Source organism: Streptomyces sp. NBC_00659 (genome assembly GCF_036226925.1).
In the GTDB taxonomy this organism is placed as follows: domain Bacteria; phylum Actinomycetota; class Actinomycetes; order Streptomycetales; family Streptomycetaceae; genus Streptomyces.
In genome coordinates this window covers 4,371,840-4,394,452 of the sequence record NZ_CP109031.1, presented here as the reverse complement: position 1 = coordinate 4,394,452, position 22,613 = coordinate 4,371,840, and the positions used below count along the sequence as shown (strand labels likewise).

At 72.5% G+C, this 22,613-nt stretch carries 19 protein-coding genes; 12 read left to right on the top strand and 7 right to left on the bottom strand.

All coding sequences use genetic code 11. The features are described 5' to 3' along the window. Nucleotides 1-129 precede the first annotated feature (129 nt). A complete protein-coding gene (locus tag OG410_RS18945) occupies nt 130-2,460 on the top strand; it encodes a serine/threonine-protein kinase (RefSeq protein ID WP_329300274.1) in 2,331 nt (776 codons plus the stop codon). A 232-nt stretch (nt 2,461-2,692) separates the two neighbouring features. On the opposite strand, the gene OG410_RS18940 is transcribed toward OG410_RS18945, so the two are convergent. The 3 genes from OG410_RS18940 to OG410_RS18930 form a co-directional block, all read right to left on the bottom strand. Continuing rightward, nucleotides 2,693-3,484, bottom strand: a complete 792-nt coding sequence (locus OG410_RS18940; protein WP_329300273.1) for an enoyl-CoA hydratase/isomerase family protein — start codon at nt 3,482-3,484, stop codon at nt 2,693-2,695. After that, nucleotides 3,481-3,930 carry a Zn-ribbon domain-containing OB-fold protein gene (locus OG410_RS18935; RefSeq protein WP_329304166.1) on the bottom strand — a complete coding sequence of 150 codons (450 nt, stop codon included), beginning with the start codon at nt 3,928-3,930 and terminating at the stop codon, nt 3,481-3,483. Before OG410_RS18935 ends, OG410_RS18940 begins: the two co-directional genes overlap by 4 nt. A 117-nt stretch (nt 3,931-4,047) precedes the next feature. Beyond that, nucleotides 4,048-5,196, bottom strand: a complete 1,149-nt coding sequence (locus OG410_RS18930) for a lipid-transfer protein (protein ID WP_329300272.1) — start codon at nt 5,194-5,196, stop codon at nt 4,048-4,050. 98 nt (nt 5,197-5,294) lie between these two features. On the opposite strand from OG410_RS18930, the gene OG410_RS18925 reads away from it, so the two are divergent. The 3 genes from OG410_RS18925 to OG410_RS18915 are packed head-to-tail and all read left to right on the top strand — an operon-like array spanning nt 5,295 to nt 7,613. After that, the gene (locus tag OG410_RS18925; RefSeq protein WP_329300271.1) at nt 5,295-6,911 is read left to right on the top strand and encodes a FadD3 family acyl-CoA ligase; all 1,617 of its coding nucleotides are present in this window, start codon (nt 5,295-5,297) and stop codon (nt 6,909-6,911) included. Between the two features lie 19 nt (nt 6,912-6,930). Next, nucleotides 6,931-7,218: a hypothetical protein gene (locus tag OG410_RS18920; RefSeq protein ID WP_329300270.1), complete on the top strand. Its 288-nt coding sequence runs from the start codon at nt 6,931-6,933 to the stop codon at nt 7,216-7,218. Continuing rightward, nucleotides 7,218-7,613: a PIN domain-containing protein gene (locus tag OG410_RS18915; protein ID WP_329300269.1), complete on the top strand. Its 396-nt coding sequence runs from the start codon at nt 7,218-7,220 to the stop codon at nt 7,611-7,613. Before OG410_RS18920 ends, OG410_RS18915 begins: the two co-directional genes overlap by 1 nt. Before the next feature lie 149 nt (nt 7,614-7,762). Here the strand turns inward: OG410_RS18915 and OG410_RS18910 are convergent, their stop codons facing one another. Both OG410_RS18910 and OG410_RS18905 read right to left on the bottom strand, forming a co-directional pair. After that, the gene (locus OG410_RS18910; RefSeq protein WP_326787167.1) at nt 7,763-7,942 is read right to left on the bottom strand and encodes a hypothetical protein; all 180 of its coding nucleotides are present in this window, start codon (nt 7,940-7,942) and stop codon (nt 7,763-7,765) included. 229 nt (nt 7,943-8,171) lie between these two features. Further along, nucleotides 8,172-11,126, bottom strand: coding sequence for an AfsR/SARP family transcriptional regulator (locus OG410_RS18905; RefSeq protein WP_329300268.1), 2,955 nt, complete (start codon nt 11,124-11,126; stop codon nt 8,172-8,174). A gap of 257 nt (nt 11,127-11,383) precedes the next feature. Between OG410_RS18905 and OG410_RS18900 the strand changes: the two genes are divergently transcribed. From OG410_RS18900 to OG410_RS18865, 8 genes are all read left to right on the top strand, one after another. Beyond that, a complete protein-coding gene (locus tag OG410_RS18900) occupies nt 11,384-12,643 on the top strand; it encodes an amidohydrolase family protein (RefSeq protein WP_329300267.1) in 1,260 nt (419 codons plus the stop codon). A 466-nt stretch (nt 12,644-13,109) separates the two neighbouring features. Continuing rightward, nucleotides 13,110-14,051 (top strand): LLM class F420-dependent oxidoreductase, encoded by a 942-nt coding sequence (locus OG410_RS18895; RefSeq protein WP_329300266.1) that lies wholly within the window; start codon nt 13,110-13,112, stop codon nt 14,049-14,051. Between the two features lie 11 nt (nt 14,052-14,062). Continuing rightward, on the top strand, nt 14,063-14,839 hold the full coding sequence (locus OG410_RS18890) for an SDR family NAD(P)-dependent oxidoreductase (protein ID WP_329300265.1): 777 nt from the start codon (nt 14,063-14,065) through the stop codon (nt 14,837-14,839). Between the two features lie 114 nt (nt 14,840-14,953). Continuing rightward, nucleotides 14,954-16,072, top strand: a complete 1,119-nt coding sequence (locus OG410_RS18885; RefSeq protein WP_329300264.1) for an LLM class flavin-dependent oxidoreductase — start codon at nt 14,954-14,956, stop codon at nt 16,070-16,072. 14 nt (nt 16,073-16,086) lie between these two features. Beyond that, a complete protein-coding gene (locus OG410_RS18880) occupies nt 16,087-17,817 on the top strand; it encodes an N-acyl-D-amino-acid deacylase family protein (RefSeq protein ID WP_329300263.1) in 1,731 nt (576 codons plus the stop codon). Beyond that, nucleotides 17,814-19,277: an aldehyde dehydrogenase family protein gene (locus tag OG410_RS18875; protein ID WP_329300262.1), complete on the top strand. Its 1,464-nt coding sequence runs from the start codon at nt 17,814-17,816 to the stop codon at nt 19,275-19,277. The genes OG410_RS18880 and OG410_RS18875 overlap by 4 nt, the downstream gene beginning before the upstream one ends. A 99-nt stretch (nt 19,278-19,376) precedes the next feature. Then, complete coding sequence (locus tag OG410_RS18870; protein ID WP_329300261.1) at nt 19,377-20,126, top strand: SDR family oxidoreductase; 750 nt, start codon at nt 19,377-19,379, stop codon at nt 20,124-20,126. A 121-nt stretch (nt 20,127-20,247) separates the two neighbouring features. Beyond that, nucleotides 20,248-20,952 (top strand): TetR/AcrR family transcriptional regulator, encoded by a 705-nt coding sequence (locus tag OG410_RS18865; protein ID WP_329304165.1) that lies wholly within the window; start codon nt 20,248-20,250, stop codon nt 20,950-20,952. 26 nt (nt 20,953-20,978) lie between these two features. Here OG410_RS18865 and OG410_RS18860 read toward each other — a convergent pair whose 3' ends face one another. Both OG410_RS18860 and OG410_RS18855 read right to left on the bottom strand, forming a co-directional pair. Next, a complete protein-coding gene (locus tag OG410_RS18860) occupies nt 20,979-21,821 on the bottom strand; it encodes a DUF4232 domain-containing protein (RefSeq protein ID WP_329300260.1) in 843 nt (280 codons plus the stop codon). Between the two features lie 324 nt (nt 21,822-22,145). Beyond that, nucleotides 22,146-22,541, bottom strand: a complete 396-nt coding sequence (locus OG410_RS18855) for a nitroreductase/quinone reductase family protein (protein ID WP_329300259.1) — start codon at nt 22,539-22,541, stop codon at nt 22,146-22,148. Between the last annotated feature and the right edge of the window lie 72 nt (nt 22,542-22,613).

Genomic DNA, 22,613 nt, shown 5'->3' with positions numbered 1-22,613 from the left:
GGTTCGCAACCGGCGGCTCGGCCAGGAAGAATCAGGGTGCGTGCCGCCATGGCGGTGCGGTGGTGAGACGCTGCACTGGGCCGCGTTCATACGTGGATGACGCGACCCGTACGGGGAGGTGGCAGGCAAGTGGTGGATCAGCTGACGCAGCACGATCCGCGCCGGATCGGGCCGTTCGAGGTGCTGGGACGGCTGGGTGCCGGCGGCATGGGGCTGGTCTATCTCGCGCGCTCGGCCTCCGGCCGGCGCGTGGCGATCAAGACGGTCAGGACCGAGCTCGCGGAGGACCAGTTGTTCCGGGTCCGCTTCTCGCGCGAGGTCGAGGCGGCCCGCGCCGTGTCGGGCTTCTACACGGCGGCCGTGGTCGACGCCGACGCCCGTGCCGCCGTGCCGTGGCTGGCCACCGCCTACGTGCCCGCGCCCTCGCTCGAAGAGATAGTGAATGAGTGCGGGCCGCTCCCGGCCCAGGCCGTGCGCTGGCTGGCGGCGGGTGTCGCGGAGGCGCTCCAGTCGATCCACGGCGCCGGACTCGTCCACCGTGACCTGAAGCCCTCGAACGTCCTCGTGGTCGAGGACGGGCCGCGCGTGATCGACTTCGGCATCGCGTCCGGCGTCTCGAACACCCGTCTGACCATGACCAACGTCGCGGTCGGCACCCCCGCCTACATGTCGCCCGAGCAGGCGAAGGACTCGCGCAGCGTCACCGGCGCGAGCGACGTCTTCTCGCTCGGCTCGATGCTCGTCTTCGCGGCCACCGGACACGCCCCCTTCCACGGCGCCAACCCCGTCGAGACGGTCTTCATGCTGCTCCGCGAGGGCCCGGACCTCGAAGGCCTTCCCGACGAGCTGCGCCCGCTCATCGATTCCTGCATGCAGATGGACGCCACGGCCCGCCCCAACCCCGCCGACCTCCAGGCCCAGCTCGCACCCCACCTCTTCGGCTCCGGCTCCGACGACAGCGGTACGGCGTCGGCGTGGCTGCCCGAGCGCGCGGTGGGCCTGATCGAGACCCGGCGCGGCGGCCGTCCGCCGGTCAAGCAGCCGGCCGGGGGAAGCGGACGCAGCGGCGGGGGACGCGCCACGGTGCCTGCGCCTCCGTCGCACGCCCCGGTGCCCGTGGGGGCGCCCGACACCGGCCCGGTGCGCCTCGCCGGCGCCCCGGTGCCCATCGGTCCCGGTCCCCGGGTGCTCGACGCCCGCGCGGCGGCCGTGAAGGCGCCGCCTCCGGAAGCCGGGCTCGCGGCGTCCTGGTCCCGGCCGCGCATCGGCCTGAACGGCGCCGAACCGGCGCCGGTGCCCGCGGTCGCGCCCCCGGCGCCCGACGCTCCGGCCGGCTGGCGCCCCTGGCGCTTCCGGATGTCGAACGACGTCTGGGGCACGCCCTCGGTCGCCGACGACCTCGTCTACGTCACCTCCTTCGAAGTCCACGCCCTCGACGTGGCGACCGGCCGGCGCCGTTTCAAGACCCGCGACGTGGCGTGGTCCATGGCGGTGGCGGACGGCCGCATCCACGCGTCCGACGGCCCGACGCTGTACGCGCTCGAAGCCAGGGAGGGCGCGGACCTGTGGCGCCTGTCCACGGACGCCTGGGTCTACTCCCTCCAGGCCGACCGCGGAACGGTCGTCACCGGCACGCGCGGCGGCGGCGTCCAGGCCTGGGAGGCGGCGAACGGCCAGAAGCTCTGGGAGATCAGCGGCGCCCAGACTGACTTCGAGTCCCCGGAGGCCGGTCCGTCGATCCACGACGGCACGGTGTACGTCTGGAAGGACGCGCGGCTGCGCGCCCTGGAGGCCCGTACGGGCGAGGAGCGCTGGTCGTACCCGATCGGCGACGCGGCCTCCTGCGGCGGCGTACCGGTCCGTATGACCCACGCGCCGGACGGCTACGTCTACATCTCCGCCGGCACCCGCGTCCTCGCCGTGGACACGGCCAGCGGTCACGTCCGCTGGCACTTCGAGGCCCCGGCCGTCTTCCTGTCCCCGCCCACCTTCGCCCCGGGCCCCGCGGTGACGGGCGGCGGTGTCTACCTCGCCGACTACCTCGGCACGGTGTACGCCCTGGACGCGACCGACGGCCGCGACCGCTGGCGCATCGCCACCGAGTCCCGCGCCTCCACCGAGCCGGTCCTGGTGGCGGCCGGACACGTCCATGTGGGCAGCGGCAAGGGCCTGTACACGCTGGACGCCGTCACCGGCACCCCGAAGTGGCGCTTCCAGGCCGGTGGCGACCTGGTGGGCGCCCCCGCGGTGGCCGAGGGCCGAATTCACTTCGGCTCCACGGACCACCTGCTGTACACCCTGAAGGCCGACGACGGGCGCCTGCGCTGGAAGCTGGCCACCGGCGGCGAGATCACCGGGGCGCCCGTGGTCAAGGACGGCGTCGTGTACGCGTGCAGCAAGGACCGCTGTGTGTACGCGCTGGACGCGGAGAAGGGCACCGGGACCGCCCGCACCACGTGAGCGGGGCAAAAGCTCTGTGACGGCCGCCGTACCGGGCACGGAAGGGTCTCCGGACGGCGGCCGTCGTTCACGCCGGACGGCCTTGCGGAAGCCGTTCCGGGTGCCGAGGCTACGCCCGGAGTGACCGGCCCGCCACAGGGAGCGAGACCCGGTCCCGCCCGCTCCGGCCCGGTTCGAGGCTTTCTCAGGCCGGACGGGAGCGGGGTGCGACCGCTTGGCGTCCGGGCGGCCCTCAGCGCAGCCGGAAACCCGGCCGGCGGGCCGAGAACAGTTCCGCCTGCCGCTCGCCCGGCAGGTTTCCCAGGGAGACGAGCTGTGGAGCGTGCGCCAGGGCCGCCGCGCGGGTCGCCTCCTGCGCCGACCACAGCGCCCGTACGGTCCCCTGGACGGCTTCGGCCGGGTAGGACGCGATGACCGCCGCGCACGCGACGGCCGCCGCCAACGCCCCGCCCGGCGGGGTGAGTTCGGACACCAGCCCCACCTCGTACGCCCGCCGCGCCGAGACCCGCTCGGCGGTCCCCATCAGCGCCATCCGCGCCACCTCCCCGAACGGCATCCGCTGCGCGAGGTAGACGGACTCGTACGCGCTGACCATTCCGTACGTCGTGTGCGGGTCGAAGAAGGTGGCCTCCTCGTCGGCGACGACGAACTCCGACTCGCCCAGCAGATAGAAGGCGCCGCCGCAGGCGATCCCGTTCACGGCGGCGATCACCGGCTTCCACAGGCCGTTGGCCTTCGGCCCGATCGCGGCCAGCGGATCGTCCACCATGTAGGGGGAGCCGGGCTGCGGCACCTCGGCGCCGCGGTCGATCCCGGTGCAGAAGGCCCGCCGTCCCGCGCCGGTGACCACGACCGCCCGTACGGTGTCGTCGAACCGGAACTCGCGCCAGGCGGACCCCAGTTCGGCGGCCGTCGGAAGGTCGATGGCATTGAGCCGGTCCTGCCGGTCGAGCGTGAGGACGGCGACCCCGGTGTCCTTGTCGACGCTCACCACGAGCCCGCCGGCTCCGGCCCGCCCGCTCACGCCCGCTCCAGGACCCAGCGCGGCACGGTGACGCCGTCCACCTCGGTGAACACGGCCTGCACCCGGGCCCCGATCCGGATCCGCCGGACCGGAACGGAGCCGATGGGCTCGTCCGGCCCGCTCACCAGGTTCCCGGCCAGCCGTATCCGCGGCGCCTCGTCCAGCTCCACCACGATCGCGTTGTACGGGGCCAGCGCCGCGTAGGCGGGAAGGAGCGGCGGATGCGGGACGACGTACGACCAGATCCGGCCCCGCCCGCTCATCCTGCGCCACTCGTCCGCGAAGGAGTGGCAGTGCGGGCAGCAGGGGCGCGGCGGGAAGCGGAGTTCACCGCAGCCGGCGCAGGCCTGGACGCGGAGTTCGCCCCGGGCGGCGTACTCCCAGAAGGGCGCCCCGTCGTCGTCGGGGACGGGGGACAGCAGCGGCTCCTTCCGGTCCGTATCCATCCGGTCCGTCCCGTCTGCCCCGGAACCCCCGGCCGTGCCGGCCGTGCCGGCCGTCCCGGTCACGCCGGCTCTCCCGTTCATGTCGGCCATCTCAGCCCTCTCAGCCATCCCGGCTCCTCAGCTCCTCAGCAGGAGTGCGGAGGTCGGGACCCCTTCCCCCGCTGTGACCAGACAGGTCGCCGCTCCCGGCACCTGTGCCGTACTCGTGCCCCGCAACTGCTTCACGCCCTCGTTGATGAGGTTGAAGCCGTGCACGTAGGCCTCGCTGAGCCCGCCGCCCCCGGTGTTGACGGGCAGCCGTCCGCCGATCTCCAGCGCGCCGCCCTCCGTGAAGGCCCCGCCCTCCCCGCGCCCGCAGAAGCCGTATCCCTCCAGCGAGAGGGGTATCAGGGGCGTGAACGCGTCGTAGATCTGCGCCACGTCCACGTCCTCGGGGGTGAGGTCGGCGTGCTTCCACAGGTGCCGGGCGGCGGTCCAGGCGGGCCCGGTGAGCGGGTCGTCGTTCCAGTAGTTGACCATCCCGTGGTGCTGGGCGGGCAGGCCCTGCGCGGCCGAGTGGACGTAGACGGGCCGCTGCCGGCAGTCGCGGGCCCGCTCGGCGGACACGATCACGCAGGCGAGCGCGCCGTCCGTCTCCAGGCAGTTGTCGAAGAGGCAGAGCGGCTCGCTGATCCAGCGGGCGGTCATGTACATCTCGCGGGTCAGCGGGCGTTCGTACATCATCGCGGCCGGGTTCTGGTTGGCCCGGTTGCGGCAGGCCAGCGCCACGTTGAAGAGGTGGTCGCGGGTCGCCCCGTACTCGTGCATGTACCGGCGCGCGAGCATCCCGATCTCGTCGGCGGGCCGCAGCAGTCCGAAGGGCCGGGTCCACTGGGCCGGGGTGGGGAGCTGGACGGCCGTGTTCTTCCAGGGGCGCGGCCCGCTGCCCCGCTTGCGCGAGCGCCAGGCCACGCCCACCGTCGCCTGGCCGGCGGTGACGGCGGCGGCGAGGTGCGCGACGGTGGCGCAGGAACCGCCGCCCCCGTAGCCGACCTTGCTGAAGAAGGTGAGGTCGCCGAGCCCGACGGCCTTGGCGACCTCCACCTCGTCGGTCTCCTCCATGGTGTAGGAGGCGAGCGCGTCGACCTCCGCGGGCGCGATGCCGGCGTCGTCGAGGGCGGCGAGGATCGCGCGGCAGGCCAGAGTCTTCTCGGACTCCGGGAGGTGTTTCGCGAAGGCGGTCTGTCCGATTCCGACGACGGCTGTGGCGTCCTTGAGCCCTGGCATGGGTGACCTCCGCACACGGTCCCGGCTGCTGACAGTCCGTCAGGCTACAGCTAATCTGACGGTCAGTCAGCTAGTGGTGCTTCGGCGGGAGGTGCACGATGCGCGGTGACCTGGAGTGGGGCGGCGTCCCGGGTCTTGTACGGTCGGCGGCGGCCCGTTTCGCGGACCGCGAGGCGGTCGTCGAAGGACGGACGCGCGTCTCCTACGCGGAGTTGGGCGCCCGGGTGGAGCGCGCCGCGGCCGCCTGCATGGCGAGCGGTGTCCGCGTGGGCGACCGCGTGGCCATCTGGGCCCCGAACACCCTCGACTGGATCGTCTCCGCCCTCGGCGCGGTGTCCGCCGGAGCGGTCCTGGTCCCCCTCAACACCCGCTTCAAGGGCACCGAGGCGGCGTACGTGCTGGCCAGGAGCCGGGCGAAGCTGCTCTTCGTGACGGGAACGTTCCTCGGCACGTCCTACGTGGCGTCGCTGCGCCGGGCGGCGGGGGAGCCGGGGGAAGCGGCCGTCGGACCCGCCGCCGGTCCGCTCCCCGGACTCCCGCACCTGGAGCGGGTGGTGGTCCTCGCGGACGACGCTCCCGCCGACTTCCGTACCTGGAAGGACTTCCTGGCGGACGGGGAGGGTGTGGGGAGCGACGAGGTACGCCGCCGGGGCGCGGCCGTGTCCGGCGCCTCCCCCTCCGACATCGTCTTCACCTCGGGCACCACGGGCCGGCCGAAGGGTGCTCTGATCACCCACGCCCAGACGCTGCGCGGTTACGCGATCTGGAGCGACCTCGCCGGTCTGCGCGAGGGCGACCGCTATCTGATCGTGAACCCCTTCTTCCACACCTTCGGCTACAAGGCCGGGATCATCGCGTGTCTGATGCGCGGGGCGGTGATGGTGCCGCAGCCGGTGTTCGACGTGGACACGGTGCTCGCGAACGTGGCCGCGGAGCGCATATCCGTCCTCCCCGGCCCGCCCACCCTCCACCAGTCCCTCCTCGACCACCCCGCCCGCGACACCTACGACCTCTCCGCGCTGCGGCTGGTGGTGACCGGCGCCGCCGTGGTCCCGCTGCGTCTGGTCGAGCGCCTGCGTACGGAGCTCGGCGTGGACACGGTCCTGACGGCGTACGGCCTCTCCGAGGCGAGCGGCATCGTCACCATGTGCCGCAGGGGGGACCGGCCGGAGGTGATCGCCTCGACCTCGGGCCGGGCGATCCCGGACACCGAGGTGCGGGTGGTGGACGCCTCGGGAACCCCGGCGGCCCCCGGATCCCCCGGTGAGGTCCTGGTCCGCGGCTTCAACGTGATGGGCGGCTACTTCGAGGACGCGGCGGCCACGGCGGAGGTCCTGACGCCGGACGGCTGGCTGCGCACGGGCGACGTGGGCGTCCTCGACCCCGAGGGCAACCTCCGTATCACCGACCGGATCAAGGACATGTTCATCGTCGGCGGCTTCAACGCCTACCCCGCGGAGATCGAGCAGCTGCTCGGCCTGCACCCCGATGTCGCCGACGTGGCGGTCGTCGGCGTACCGGACAGCCGCCTCGGCGAGGTGGGCAGGGCCTACGTCGTCCGCCGCCCGCACTCCGCCCTCACGGCCGACGACCTGATCACCTGGTCCCGCCGCGAAATGGCCAACTACAAGGTGCCCCGCACGATCGCCTTCGTCACCGGACTGCCTCGCAACGCGAGCGGGAAGGTGGTGAAGGGGCAGCTGCGGGGGCGGTGAGATTGGTATGGTAATGGGTATGGCAACCAAGAAGTACACCGTCACGCTGCCGGAGGAGCTCGCCGAGGAGATCCGGAGCGAGGTGGGGCCGGGGGGCTTCAGCGCGTACGTCAGCCAGGCCATAGAGCGCCAGCGGGAGCGGGACCGGCTCGGGGAGCTGGTGGTATGGATGCAGGAGGAGGGCGGGCCCCTCACGGAGGAGGAGCTGGCGGCGGCCGAGGCCGAGCGGCGCGAGCTCGACCGCTACTTCGCCGGGCGTGATGCCGCGTCCGGCGCGGGCGGATCCAGCCTCCCGATGGCGGGTTGATGAGCACCGGCGTCTATGTCCTGGACTGCGAGGCCCTGTCCCGGGCGGCGCTGCGCGAACGGCGGATGACCGCCCGGCTCGCGGACGCCCACCGGGCCGGAATCGGTGTCGTGACCAGTTCCATGACCTTGGTCGAGGCCTACCACGGTCAGGTGAAGCGGGCGGCCTGGTCCTGGGTGATGTCCCGCATCGTCGTCGAACCCGTGACGCGGGAGATCGCCGATGCCGCGATCGCGTTGCTGGCGGACAGCGGACTGCACGGCCACAAGTACGCCATCGACGCGGCCCTGGCGGCCGTCGCCGAGCGGCAGCCCGGGAACGTGGTCCTCTACACGTCGGACGAGGACGACCTGAAGAAACTGTGCGGGCCCAGGGTGGCGGTCAGAGGGCTGTAGACCGGGGCCCCGCCGCTGCACACTCCCGGGCACCCCCGGGATACCGGGCGGCCGCACCGCCCCCGGACGCACGGCGACCGCGGCGGCTCCCCCTCCGCGCCGCCGCGGTCGATCCCCGTGTGGTGTAAGTCCGCCCCCCCGGGTGGGACTTAGACCGGCTCGTCCGTCGCGTGGATGTTGTCCGTCGAGGCGTCGCCGGTGCCGTCGTCCTTGGTGATCAGGTTCTTGCCGGTGAGCGGCTCGCTCGTGGCGTGGATGTTGTCCGTGGAAGCCCCGCCCGTCGGCTCGTCCGTGGCGTGGATGTTGTCGGTGCTGTTGGTGTCGCTCATGGTGGCTGTCCCCCTGACAGTCTTGGTGCGTTGTTTGGAGCGGCCCGTCCGGCAGCTCCCCCGTGGGCCGCCGGACGGGCACTCGGGGCCGATTACCTTAGTGCTACGGCCTCAGGTCGTCCCGTCTGCCCCCCGACGCGACGGATCGACAACACAGAGACTGCCGGGCCGCGATAAACGAACGATGAACGCCCCGGCATGCGAACGTCCATGAAGTCCCGGACGCTCCCTAGGCGAGGGCCAGCGGATTGAGGAGCGCCCTGACCGTGGCGGCCTCCGGAGCCCCCAACGTCTGGAAGATGTCCAGGGATTCGCGCCAGCAGACCTGGGCCCGGCCGGAGTGGCCGATCGCGTTCAGCGCCTGCCCGAGCACGACGAGGACATTGCCCCGGCGCCACTCGCCGCCGATGCCGCGCAGCACCGTCAGAGCCGTCTCGGCGTTCGTCGCCGCGGCGGCCGGGCGCTGGGCGGCGATATCGGCCTCCGCGAGGCGGAACAAGGACATGCCCTCCCACAGCCGCTGGCGGCTGTTGCGGAACACCGCGAGCGCCTCTCCGAGACGGACGGTCGCCTCCGCCAGCCGGCCGCTCTGGGTGAGGGCGAGGCCCAGCGCGTAACGGCCGTTGGCGCCCTTCAGCGCGTGGCCCATGTCGTCGTACATGTCGGTGCCCTGCTGGGCCAGCGACACGGCGCTGCCGGTGCGTCCGGTGGCGAGGTGGATGCGCGAGAGGTTGCACAGGGCGCTGGCCTCGCCGGCCCGGTCCTGGCAGGCCCGGAAGCTCTCGATCGCCCGCGTGAGATGCGCCTCGCCGTCCTCGTACTGGTTCTGCAGGAGAGCGATCACCCCGAGGGTGTTGGAGGCCCAGCAACTCGTCAGGTGGTCCGTCTCGGCGGCCAGTTCGAGGGCCTGCGCGGCTGCCTCGCGGGCCGGGTCGAACCGGCCGGTGTAGTAGTGGACGTAGGCCAGGGTGACCAGGGACCGCGCCTCGGCGTGCGCGTCGGCGGCCTCCCGGGCCGCTTCCCGCAGCGCGGAGGCGACCCCCTCGTACGCCTTGGAGTTCGTGCCGGACTCCGCCAGGTCCACGGAGGCCCACAGGGCGTCGACCGAGCGCCGGAGGAATCCGTCCTGGGTGGACTGCCGGACACACGCCAGCAGGGAGATCGCCTCCGAGTACAGCCAGTCCTGCGCCCGGTGCCGGTCTCCGAACGCCAGTCCCGGATACGCCGTCGGTTCCAGATGGTCCACCAGACGGTCGCCGGGGCGTTCGATCGCGTAGACGCCGGCCGCCGTGCTCAGGTAGAAGTCCAGCAGCCTGGACAGGGCCGCCGCCCGTTCGCTCGGGGGCTGTTCGTCGCGTTCGGCGCACGCACGCGCGTAGAGGCGGACGAGGTCGTGGTAGCGGTAGCGGCCGGGGGCCGCCGACTCCAGCAGGGAGGTGTCGACGAGGGACTCCAGGAGGTCCTCGGTGGCCTCGGCCGGGAGATCGAGCACCGCCGCGGCGGCGGCCAGGGAGATGTCCGGGCCGTCGGCGAGACCCAGCAGGCGGAAGGCGCGCGCCTGCGCCGGCTCGAGCTGGCCGTAGCCGAGTTCGAAGGTGGCCTTGACGGCCAGGTCGCCGGCCTGGAGTTCGTCCAGCCGGCGGCGCTCGTCGCCGAGCTTCGCCGCGAGCACCGACACCGTCCAGGTGCGGCGGGCGGCGAGCCTGGACGCGGCGATCCGGATGGCCAGCGGGAGGAAGCCGCAGGCCGCGACCACGTCGAGGGCGGCCTCCCGCTCGGAGGCGACGCGCTCCTCGCCCACGATCTTCGTGAAGAGCTGCAGCGCCTCCTCGGGGGACATCACGTCGAGGTCCACGAGATGCGCGCCCGCCAGGTCCACCATCCGGATGCGCGAGGTCACCAGGGCGGCGCAGCCCTCCATGCCGGGCAGCAGCGGCCGCACCTGGGCGGCGTCGCGGGCGTTGTCCAGCAGGACCAGGACGCGGCGCCCGTCGAGGACGGAGCGGTAGAGGGCCGAGCGTTCCTCCAGCGAGTCGGGGATCGCGGAGTCCGCCGTTCCCAGGGCCCGCAGGAAGGCGCCGAGGACCGTCTCCGGTTCGGCAGCCCGCGACCCGGCGCCCTGGAGGTCGACGTAGAGCTGTCCGTCGGGGAAGGCGGCGCGGGCCTGGTGGGCCACGTGCACCGCGAGGGTGGTCTTGCCGACGCCCCCGATGCCCGCGAGCGCCGAGACGGCCATGACGCGGCCCTCCTCGGTGGACGCCGCGGCGAGGACGTCGCTCAGTTCCTGTACGAAGGACGCCCGGCCGGTGAAGTCGGTGACGGTGGCCGGGAGCTGGGCCGGGCGGACGAGGGCGACGACGGGCTCCGCCTTGGGGGCGGAGGGTTCGGCGAGGCCCGGGTCCGCCTGGAGTATGCGCTGCTGGAGTTCCTTCAGCCCCTGCCGCGGGTCCACCCCCAGTTCGTCGGCGAGCAGCCGCCGGGTGTCCGCGTACACGGCGAGGGCCTCCGCCTGGCGGCCGGAGCGGTACAGCGCCAGCATCAGCAGTTCCCGCAGGCGTTCGCGCAGCGGGTGCGCCGCGGTGAGCGCGGTGAGTTCGGAGACCGCCTCCGCGTGGAAGCCCTGTTCCAGGTCCATGTCCAGGCGGGATTCGAGGAGTTGCAGGCGCCACTCCTCCAGCCGGGCCCGCTGGGTCTCCGCGTAGGGGCCGGGGATGCTCGCGAGCGGTTCGCCGTCCCACAGGGCGAGGGCGTCCCGGAGCAGGTCGCGGGCGCGGGACAGATCGCCCGCCGCGCGTGCCTTCTCGGCGCCGGCGGCGAGTTCCTGGGCGTTCACGTGGTCGAGGGCGCCCTCGCGCAGGGAGCGGATGGCGTAGCCACCGGACTCGCTCACCAGCACCGCGGGGCCGAGCGTCTTGCGCAGCCGGGAGGCGTACGTCCGCAGGGCGGCCAGCGCCTGGGACGGGGGCTCGTCGCCCCACAGGGCGTCGATGAGCTCGGAGGCCGTGGCGGTGCGGCCGTCACGGAGCAGCAGCGCGGCCAGCAGGGCGCGTTGCTGCGGGGACCCGGCCGGCAGCGGATCGTCGCCGAGCCAGGCGCGCACCGGGCCGAGCACGCTGAAGCGCAACGCCGCGGGCTCCTCGGAGCCCGGATGCCACTGCTTCGGTACGCGCGGCACACCGTCCATCGCTGTCCCCCTGCCGAACTGTCAGTACAACGAGGCCAGTTTGCCTTGTTCATGGCGGATGCGTCAGCCGTGCGAGACAGCGATCACAAGGCGTGGCCCGGTAGGTCACACGGTCCTCACACATGCTCCTCACACTTCCGCGCCCGTTCATCCGCGCGCCGCCGTCCGCCGGGTGCTCCGGCGGACGCCGGGCGGGCCGCCCACAGGTGGCCGACAGATAGCTGACGGGCCGTCAGATCGGCGCTACCGTGGCCGGTATGGAGACCACGGAAACCGCGCAGAGCCGCTCGGCGGACGCAGGGACCGCCTTCCCGAGGATCATCTCGGTGGACGACCACACGGTCGAACCGCCCGACGTCTGGCGGGACCGGCTGCCCGCGAAGTACCAGGACACAGGCCCCCGCATCGTCCGCGCGCCCCTGAAGGAAATGACCTTCCTGGGCGGGAAGTTCGCCCCCGTGATGGGCGCTCCGGGCGACGAGGGTCCCGTCGGCGACTGGTGGGTCTACGAAGACCTTCACAGGCCCCTCACCCGCCTCGACACGGCCGTGGGCTACGACCGTGACGAGATCCGGCTCGAGATCATCACGTACGAGCAGATGCGCCCCGGCTCGTACGACGTGCCGCAGCGGCTGGCCGACATGGACGTCAACCACGTCCAGTCCGCCCTCTGCTTCCCCACCTTCCCCCGGTTCTGCGGGCAGACCTTCACCGAGGCCGCCGACCGTGAGCTGGGCCTTCTCGCGGTGCGGGCCTACAACGACTGGATGGTGGAGGAGTGGTGCGGGCCCAGCGCCCGGGGGCGTCTGATACCGCTGACGCTCGTACCGCTGTGGGACGCCCGGCTTGCGGCGGACGAGGTGCGGCGCAACGCCGCCCGTGGTGTGCGCGCGGTGGCCTTCTCCGAGATCCCGCCGCACCTCGGGCTCCCGTCCGTGCACACCGACGACTGGGACCCCTTCCTCGCCGCGTGCGACGAGACCGGCACCGTCATCGCCATGCACATCGGCTCCAGCAGCCGGATGCCGTCGACCTCGGCCGACGCGCCGCCCGCGGTCGGCTCGACGATCACCTTCGCCAACTGCTGCTTCTCGATGGTCGACTGGCTGATGAGCGGCAAGTTCGAGCGCTTCCCGAACCTGAAGGTGATGTACGCGGAGGGCCAGATCGGCTGGATCCCGTACATCCTGGAACGCGCCGACGTGGTGTGGGAGGAGAACCGGGCCTGGGGCGGGGTGGCCGACAAGGTCCACCGGCCGCCGTCCGAGCTGTTCACCGACCACGTGTACGGCTGCTTCTTCGACGACGCGTTCGGGCTGCGGAACCTCGACGCGATCGGCGTCGGCAACGTCCTCTACGAGACCGACTACCCCCACTCCGACTCCACCTGGCCGAAGTCGAAGGAGGTCGGCGAGGCCCAGATGGGGCACCTGCCCCCGGACGTCGTCGAGCGGATCGTGCGGGGGAACGCGATCGAGCTGCTGGGGCTGACGGAGGACGGGCTCTGGGCGGGCTGAGGGCTCGTGGTACCGAGCGCTCCCCCAGGGGCGGCGCCGGTCAACCACGCGACCACGGGTGTACCCGGTACCGCGGAGAAGAACGGCCTCTTCGGCGGGTACACCGCGCCGGCCGACACCGACCACGACGGCCGTGCCGAGCCGTACGCCTCCGCGTGCGGCGAGAACACCTCCACCGGCGGCGTCCGGGCCTTCCGCTCCACCAGTACCGGCCCGACCGCCTCCGGTTCGGTCTCCTTCGGGCGCCCGTCGGTCTCGGCGCGCCCTGCGCCGACGCTCACTTCGGCCGCGGCTTCGCCCGCTGACGCACCCCACGGGCCTCTCCCGGGAAACAGCCCCGGCGGACATGTTCCGCCGGGGCTGCCCCTTGTCTGACGCGACGTCAGCGACGACTATGTGCGAGTCCCATTCAATCTGACGGACCGTCAGGCAGTCGGGGGGCCGTCAGTCAGGCAAGGGGGTCGTCGTGCCCGTCCCGTCCGAGGAACGCCTCTCCTACGGCATCCAGCTCCCCGTCCAGTCCCAGAGCACGATCTACGCGGAGCCCTGGGAAGCCGCCGCCGGTCCCGCCGACCTCGTCGAGATCGCCCGCGCCGCCGACCGCGCCGGATTCGCCTACATCGCGAGCTGCGACCACGTCGCCATCCCGCGCCGGCTCGCGGGCGCCATGAGCACGATCTGGTACGACCCGGTCGCCACGCTCGCCCACCTCGCGGCCGTCACCGAGCGCGTACGGCTGCTCAGCCACGTCGCGATCGTCGGGCTCCGGCATCCGCTCGTCACCGCGAAGCAGTACGCGACCCTGGACCACCTCTCCGGCGGCAGGCTGATCCTCGGGGTCGGCGCCGGGCACGTACGGGAGGAGTTCGAGGCGGTCGGGGCCGACTTCGAGCGCCGGGGGGCCGTCCTCGACGAGACGATCGACGCGCTGCGCGCCGCGCTCGGGCCGGAGGAGTTCCCCGTCCACCATGGCAAGACGTACGACTTCGAGGGGCTCGGGCAGCGGCCCCGACCCGCCCAGGCACGCGTGCCCGTGTGGGTGGGCGGCTCCTCGTCCGCCGCCGTGCGCCGGGCCGCGCTGCGCGGCGACGGCTGGCTGCCGCAGGGCGATCCGCGCGACCGGCTGCCGGGGCAGATCGCCCGGCTCACGGCCCTGCGCGCCGAGGCGGGCGTCGGAGAACCTCTCACGATCGGCGCCATCACCGAGCCGCTGTACGTGGGCGAGCCCGGCTGGGAGGTCGGGCGGCGGGCGCTGAGCGGTCCGCCCGAGGCGCTGGCCGCGTCGTTGCGGGAGTACGGCGCGATGGGCGTGCACCAGATCCAGGTGCGGTTCCGCAGCCGGAGCCGCGACGAACTCACGGACCAGATGGCGGCGTTCGGCGCGGACGTCGCGCCCCACCTCAACTAGGGAGTCAGGGCATGGGCAAGCTGGACGGGCGGGTCGTCCTCATCACCGGCGCCGCGCGCGGGCAGGGCGAACAGGAGGCGCGGCTCTTCGCGGCGGAGGGCGCGCGCGTGATCGTCGCCGACGTGCTCGACGACCAGGGGCAGGAGCTCGCCAAGGAGATCGGCGCGCACTACGTCCACCTGGACGTGGGCCAGGAGGCCGACTGGACGGCGGCGGTCGCCTCCGCGAAGGCCGCGTACGGGCGGATCGACGGGCTGGTCAACAACGCCGGCATCCTGCGCTTCAACGCGCTCGTCGACACCCCGCTGGCGGAGTTCATGCAAATCGTGCAGGTCAACCAGGTCGGAGTGTTCCTCGGGATCAAGACCCTCGCGCCCGAGATCGCCGAGGCCGGCGGCGGCACGATCGTGAACACGGCGTCCTTCACCGGGCTCACGGGGATGGCGTACGTGGGCGCGTACGCGGCGACCAAGCACGCCATCGTCGGACTCACCCGGGTGGCGGCGCTGGAGCTCGCGGAGAAGGGGATCCGGGTGAACGCGGTCTGCCCGGGCGCCGTCGACACGGCCATGAGCAACCCGGCGCAGCTCTCCCCCGGCGGGGGCGGCGAGGAGGCCTCGCAGGCGCTCGACGCGTTCTACGGCAAGCTCGTCCCGCTCGGCCGGATCGGCCGCCCCGAGGACGTGGCCCGGCTGGCCCTGTTCCTGACCGGCGAGGACTCCTCGTACATCACCGGGCAGCCCTTCGTGATCGACGGCGGCTGGCTCGCCGGCGTCAGCGTTCTCTGACGTCGGCGTTCCCTGACGACGCATCAGCTATTGACGGTCCACGCACGCGGTGGAACAGTCGGCTCAAAGAATCTGACGGTATGTCAGATAACTGGATGGGGACGGTGAACCTCCTTGGAATTCGGGCTCTTTGTACAGGGATACGTGGGCAAGCGGGCCTTGACCGACCCGCTCGCGGAGCACAAGGCGCTGATGGAGGAGACCGAGTACGTCATCCAGGCGGACAAGTCCGGCTTCAAGTACGCCTGGGCGTCCGAGCACCACTTCCTGGAGGAGTACTCGCACCTCTCGGCCAACGACGTCTACCTCGGCTATCTGGCGCACGCCACCGACCGCATCCACCTCGGCTCCGGCATCTTCAACCCGCTCGCCCAGGTCAACCACCCGGTGAAGGTCGCCGAGAAGGTCGCCATGCTCGACCATCTCACCGAGAACCGCTTCGAGTTCGGGTCCGGACGCGGCGCGGGATCGCACGAGATCCTCGGCTTCCTCCCCGGCATCACCGACATGAACTACACGAAGGAGATCTGGGAGGAGACCATCGCGGAGTTCCCGAAGATGTGGCTCCAGGACGAGTACGTCGGGTTCCAGGGCAAGCACTGGCAGCTCCCGCCGCGCAAGATCCTGCCCAAGCCGTACGGGAAGTCGCACCCCGCGATGTGGTACGCCGCCGGGTCGCCGCCCTCGTACTCCATGGCCGCCCGCAAGGGTCTCGGGGTGCTCGGCTTCAGCGTGCAGAAGGTCTCCGACATGGAGTGGGTCCTGGAGCAGTACAAGACCGCGGTCGTGAACGCCGAGCCCATCGGCGACTTCGTCAACGACAACGTCATGGTGACCACCACCGCCATCTGCGCGCCCACCCACGACGAGGCGATCCGGATCGCGGTCGGCGGCGGGCTGCACTACCTGCCCTCCCTCGTCTTCCGCTACCACGACACCTTCCCGCGCCCCGAGGGCTTCCCCGTGTGGCCCGAGACGCTCCCCGAGTACAACGCGGAGTTCGTCGAACTCCTCATCGAGGAAGAGCTGTTGATCTGCGGAGACCCCGGCGAGGTGCTCACCCAGTGCAAGCGCTGGGAGCAGGCCGGCGCCGACCAGCTGAGCTTCGGACTGCCCGTCGGCGTCCCCAAGGAGGAGACGCTCCAGACGATCCGGCTGATCGGTGAGCACGTGATCCCGAAGATCGACACGGACCCGGTGCACCGCACGACCCGCTTCCGCCAAGCCGTCTAGGGGGTAGTTCCGCGATGCTCGACCACCTGATCAAGGGCGCGACCGTCGTGGACGGGACGGGCGCGCCCGCGTACACCGCGGACGTCGGGATACGCGACGGCCGTGTCGCCGTGATCGGCACGGTCACCGAGCCGTCCCGGACGAGCGAGGACGCGCACGGACTCGTCCTCGCCCCCGGCTTCGTGGACCCGCACACGCACTACGACGCCCAGCTCTTCTGGGACCCGTACGCGACGCCGTCCCTCAACCACGGGGTCACCACGGTCGCGGGCGGCAACTGCGGCTTCACCCTCGCCCCGCTGAACCCGGAGCGCCCCGAGGACGCCGACTACACGCGCCGCATGATGTCCAAGGTCGAGGGCATGTCCCTGGTCGCCCTGGAGGAGGGCGCGCCCTGGAACTGGCACACCTTCGGGGACTACCTCGACGCCCTGGAAGGCCGGATCGCCGTCAACGCGGGCTTCATGGTGGGCCATTGCGCGCTACGGCGGTACGTGATGGGTCCCGACGCCGTGGGCGGACAGCCGACACGGGAACAACTCGACGCCATGCTGCGGCTGTTCCACGAGGCCATGGATGCCGGAGCCTGGGGCCTGTCCACCACCCAGTCCTCCACCCATTCCGACGGCGACGGGAAGCCGGTCGCCTCCCGGCACGCCGGCCCCGCCGAACTGCTGGCCCTCGCGCAGGCCGTGGGGGAGCACGAGGGCACCCAGATCGAGGCGATCGTGGCCGGCTGCCTCGACCAGTTCAGCGACGCCGAGATCGATCTGTTCGTCGAGATGAGCGCGGCCGCGGGCCGCCCGCTCAACTGGAACGTCCTGACGATCGACGCCGCCGTCCCCGAGCGCGTCCCGCGCCAGCTGGAGGCGAGCGATCGCGCCCGCAAGTCCGGCGGCCGGGTCGTCGCGCTCACCATGCCGATCCTCACCCCGATGAACATGTCGCTCGGCACCTTCTGCGCCCTGAACCTGATCCCCGGCTGGGGACCGGTCCTCGCGCTGCCCGTGCCCGAGCGCATCGCGAAGCTCCGCGACCCCGAGGTCCGCGCCGGGATGCTGCGCCGCGCGAACAGCAAGGAAGCGGGCGTCTTCCGGCGGCTGGCCGACTTCGGCCGGTACGTCATCGGCGACACCTACAGCGCCGCGAACGAGGGCCTGACCGGGCGCGTGGTGCGGGACATCGCCGCCGAACGCGGCCAGGAGCCCTTCGCGTGCCTGGTGGAGATCTGCGCGGCCGACGAGCTGCGTACGGTCCTGTGGCCCATGCCCACCGACAACGACCCGGACTCCTGGGCCCTGCGCGCCGAGACCTGGCAGCACCAGGACGTCCTGCTCGGCGGCTCCGACGCGGGCGCCCACCTGGACCGCATGTGCGGAGCCCCGTACACCACCCGGTTCCTCGGCGACTGTCTGCGCGGACGCCGGCTCGCCTCTCTGGAGCAGGCGGTGAAGATGCTGACGGACGACCCGGCGCGGCTGTTCGGGCTGCGCGACCGCGGGCACGTCGAGGTGGGATTCCATGCGGACCTGGTGCTCTTCGACCCGGAGCGGATCGACGCCGGCAAGGCCGTCCTGGTGCACGACCTGCCGGGTGACAGTCCGCGGCTCGACTCCCGGGCGATCGGGGTGCGGGCCGTGTGGGTCAACGGGGTCGAGGCGATCCGCGACGACGTGGTGACGGGCGCGGTGCCGGGGAAGGTGCTGCGGTCGGGCCGCGACACCCGGACGGTGAGCACCCGGTGACGGCTTCCGGAAGCACCGGGCAGCGGCTGTTCATCGGCGGAGCGTGGGTGACGCCCGACCACGGCTTCTACGAGGTGACCGACCCGGCGACAGAGAAGGCCGTCGGACTCGCACCCGAGGCGTCGCGGGCCCAGGTGCACGCGGCCGCGGCGGCGGCCCGTGAGGCCTTCGGGCCGTGGTCGCGCACGCCCGCCGAGGAACGGGCCGGCGTCCTCGCGCGGGCGGCGGACCTCATCCAGCGCGACTTCGTGCCGTACGCCGACCTCGCGCAGGCGGAGAGCGGCGCCACCACCGGGACGGCGCGCGGCATGCAGGTCGGGGTCGGGGTGGCCCGCTTCCGGCGCTACGCGCGGCCCGAACCGGTCGAGAGCGCGCTGCCGCCGCAGATCAACGAGGCGGGCCCCTTCGGCGGGGCCGCCGTGATGGGCGCGCTGGCCGTGCGCCAACCCGTCGGCGTGGTCACCTGCATCACCTCGTACAACAATCCCTGGGCCAACCCGGCGGGCAAGATCGCCCCCGCTCTGGCGATGGGCAACACCGTGGTGGTGAAGCCGGCCCCGCAGGACCCGCTGTCCGTGTACCGGATGGCCGAGGCGCTTCAGGCGGCGGGTGTGCCGCCGGGCGTGGTGAACGTGGTCAGCGGTTCGACGGCGGAGTCCGGCGAGGCGGCGGTCGACTCCCCGGACGTCGACATGGTCAGTTTCACCGGCTCCACGGCGGTCGGGCAGCGGATCGCCGAGGTGTGCGGGCGCGGCATGAAGCGCCAGCTCATGGAACTGGGCGGAAAGGGCGCGGCGATCGTCTTCGACGACGCGGACCTGGCCTCGGCCGTGTCGGGCATCGGAACGACCTTCTCGTTCTACAGCGGACAGATCTGCACGGCGCCGACGCGGGTACTGGTCCAGCGGGGTGCGCACGACCGGCTGGTGCAGCAACTGGCCGCCTACGCCGGGCACCTGAAGGTGGGCGATCCGCGGGAGCGGGGCACGGTGGTCGGCCCGGTCATCTCGGCGGCCCACCGCGACCGGGTCGAGTCCTACGTCGAACTCGGGCGCAAGGAAGGCGCACGCGTGGTGACCGGCGGCGAACGGCCGTCCCTGCCCAGCGGGTTCTATGTCGCACCCACGCTTCTCGCCGACTGCACACCGGACATGAGGGTGGTCCGGGAGGAGATCTTCGGCCCGGTCGTCGTCGTGCTGCCCTTCGACGACGAGGAGGAGGCGATCGCCCTCGCCAACGACTCCGACTACGGCCTGATCGACTACGTCTGGTCCGGTGACGTGGCCCGCGGCTTCCGCGTCGCCCGCCGGCTGCGCGCGGGCGGAGTCGGCGTCAACACCGTCGGCCGCAACATGGAGGCCCCCTTCGGCGGCTTCAAGAAGAGCGGAGTCGGCCGCGACGTGGGCTCGTACGCCCTGCACGCGTACAGCGAGACCCAGGCGATCGTGTGGCCGGGGTGAAGCGGCGAACCTTGGGTATCGACGCTACTGCGTGAGTGTTAGCGTTGCTTTCATCGGGATGGGGGCACCGCTACCCCGGCCGAGACAAGGAGCAACGCCATGAGTGAGCAGCCGAGCACCTCCCCGCGCGTCGCGATCGTCACCGGTGGGTCCCGCGGCATCGGCCGCGAGAGCGCCGAGCGGCTGGCCCGTGAGGGATACGCCGTCGTCGTGAACTACGCGGGCAACGCCGCCGAGGCCGACAAGGCGGTCGCGGCGATCGGTGAGGCGGGCGGGCAGGCCGTCGCCTTCCGGGCCGACGTCGCCGAGGAGGCGGAGGTCGCCGCCCTCTTCGACACCGCCGAGAAGACCTTCGGCGGCGTCGACGTCGTCGTCCACGCGGCCGGCGTCATGACCCTGGCCCCGCTCGTCGACCTCGACCTCGACGCCCTGGACCGGATGCACCGCACCAACATCCGCGGCACCTTCGTCGTCGGCCAGCAGGCCGCGCGCAGGCTGCGCACGGGCGGCGCGATCATCAACTTCTCCAGCTCCGTGCTGGCCCTAGCCCTCCCCGGCTACACCGCGTACGCCGCCACCAAGGGCGCCGTCGAGGCCATGACCCTGATCCTCGCCCGCGAGATGCGCGGCCGGGACATCACCGTCAACGCCGTGGCCCCCGGCCCGACCGCCACCGCCCTCTTCCTGGAGGGCAAGGACGAGGAGACCGTCGCGCGGATGGCCGCCCAGCCGCCCCTGGAACGTCTCGGCACCCCCGAGGACATCGCCTCCGTCGTCGCCTTCCTCGCGGGCCCCGGAGGCCGCTGGGTCAACGGCCAGGTGCTGCGCGCCAACGGCGGCATCGCCTGACGCCGACCGTCCTCCCGCCCCGACGACGTCAGGAGCCCCCGAGATGAGCAGCGACGCCCGTACCCCCGGCGGGGCCGGGGCCGGCACCCCCGGCGAGGCCGGCCCCGCCACCGACGCGCCCGTGAGCACCAGAGCGCGCATCCTCGCCGTGGCCGCCGAACTGGTCGCGCGGTCCCCGGACGGTGACGTCTCGACCCGGGCCGTGTGCGAGGCGGCCGGGGTCGGCGCCCCCGCGCTCTACCGCCACTTCGGCGACAAGGAAGGCCTGCTGTCGGCCGTCGTCGACCACGGCTGGGAGCGCTACCTGGCGGCCAAGCGGGAACGGCACCCCGGTACGGACCCGGTCCAGGACCTGCGCGAGGGCTGGGACGGCCACACCGAGTTCGCCCTGCGGAACCCGAACCTCTACCGCCTGATGAACTCCCCGGCGATGCGTACCCCGCCGGCCGCGGCCCTGGAGGCCCACCGGATCCTCACCGCCGACCTGCGCCGCGCCGCCGGACAGGGCAAGCTGCGCCTGGCCCCCGGACTCGCCGCGCAGATGATCATGTCCGCCAACGTCGGCGTCTGTCTGATGCTGGTCTCCCGCCCGGCGACGTTCACGGACGAGACCGTGTCGCGCCGGGTGCGGGACGCGGTGCACGCGGTGGTCTTCACCCCGGACGCGACCGCCCCCGGCGCTCCGGCGGATTCCGCCGCCCCCGGCGTCCCCGCCGCCGCGACCCGCCTCGGCGCGCTGCTCCGGCAGGACCCGAGCCCCGCGTTCACCCCCGCCGAGACGGCCCTGTTCACCGAGTGGCTGGACCGCCTGTCCAACTCGGGTTGAAGTCCCGGCCGGGGTCCGTCACTTCGTCACTTCGACATGATGAAGTCCAGGGCGTAGCCGGAAGCGGTCGTCCAGTAGGTGACGAGCTGACCGTCGTCCGCGTAGAGCGTGCTGACGGGCATGGGGACGTCGATCGGCTTGCCCGCGCTGCTGCCGGGGGTGCTGCCCTGGAGGGTGAGGGTGATGTTCTTCGCCTCGTACTCGTCCCTGGCGCCGCCGGCGACGAGCAGAGCGGCGTAGGCCTCCTGGCCCGGGGCGAGGGTGACGGGCACGCCCGGGTCCGGGTCGCTGTCCTTGATCACGGGGGTGTTCCGGGTGCCGTCACCGAGCCGCACGAGGGGGTAGCGGTAGAGGTTGCACTTCTTGGTGCTCGCGTTCTGGACGGTGAGGACGAGGTGCCTGGCATCCCTCTCCTTCACCGCGGACACCCCGAGCTCCGTCTGGGAGCACGCGGCGATCGCTTCCTTGCCGCCACCGCCGGTGCTGCCACCACTGCTGCCGGTGCTCGTGCCGCCCGTGCCGCCGGCGCTGCTGGTGCCGCCCTTGCCGCCCGTGCCCCCACCGTTGCCCGTGCTGCTGCCTGTACTGCTGCCCGTGCTGCCACCGCTCCCTGCGCTGCTGCCGGCGCTGCTCCCCGCGCTGCTGGCACCGCTCCCGGTCCCATCGGTGCCCGTGCTGCCCGAAGCGCCGCCCGGCTTCGCCGAAGCCGTCGCGCTCGGCTGGGCCGAGGACTTGGAGTTGTCCGAACCTTCGGCCGCGCCCGGATCGCACGCCGTGGTCGCGAGCAGCGCCGCGGCCGCCGCGGCCCCGAGGGCGTAGGACTTCCAGTTCCCCGGGCTCTTGTGGTTCCTGCGGGCAGGCGTGTTCATGGTGTCCCCGTTTCCTTTTCCGATCCGTATGGAGGTCGCACGCGCCGGCGGCCGGGCACCCACTCGGGGAATCCGCCCTGGGCATCCGCCCGTCCTGAGTGCATGAGGACATGGGTGTCCCTGTGGACGGGCGGGCCGGGGTGTCGGCGCTGCCGAGCGGAAGACCTGCTCAGCCGGTGCGACATCCACAGCATGGGATTCCTCGCGGAGCCGGGGCAACAGCTGCCCCCCAACCCGGGACGGTGGAACCATCCCACCCCGGATGACCTGCGGAAACGCGGAAGCCTGGGATGCCTTTCCGGGATGCGAGGACCCCCGGCCGCCTCACCCCCGCAGGTCCACCCGCACCGTCAGCAGCCCCGTACCGATCAGCCGTACCGCCGTGCTGTTGCCCCGGGGCAGGGTGTGCAGCCGGGCCACCGGGTCGTCGTCCGGGAGGAGGTGCGCCGTGCCCTCGTGCCAGCGCCCGCGGAGCCGCACCCGCACCCTCGAGTCCGCCTGGATGTTGCGTATGTACTGCGACCGTTCGCCGAACTCCGAGACCAGCCAGAAGGCGTCACCGACGCGGCGGCCGCCGAGCGGGGTGCGCCGGGGCAGGCCGGAGACACGGCCGGTGGTCTCCAGGAGAGTCTGGAACGGCATCCGGCGCGCGAGCGGGTTGACGAGATGCCGCTGGAAGGCGGTCGTGGTGCGGAACCTGAGGTCGGTGAGACGGGCCATGGTCCGTGGGGCTCCTGTCCGGGCTGGTGTGTGGCACAAGGGAGTTGTTTCAATGGTCCCCGATGTCGTGCG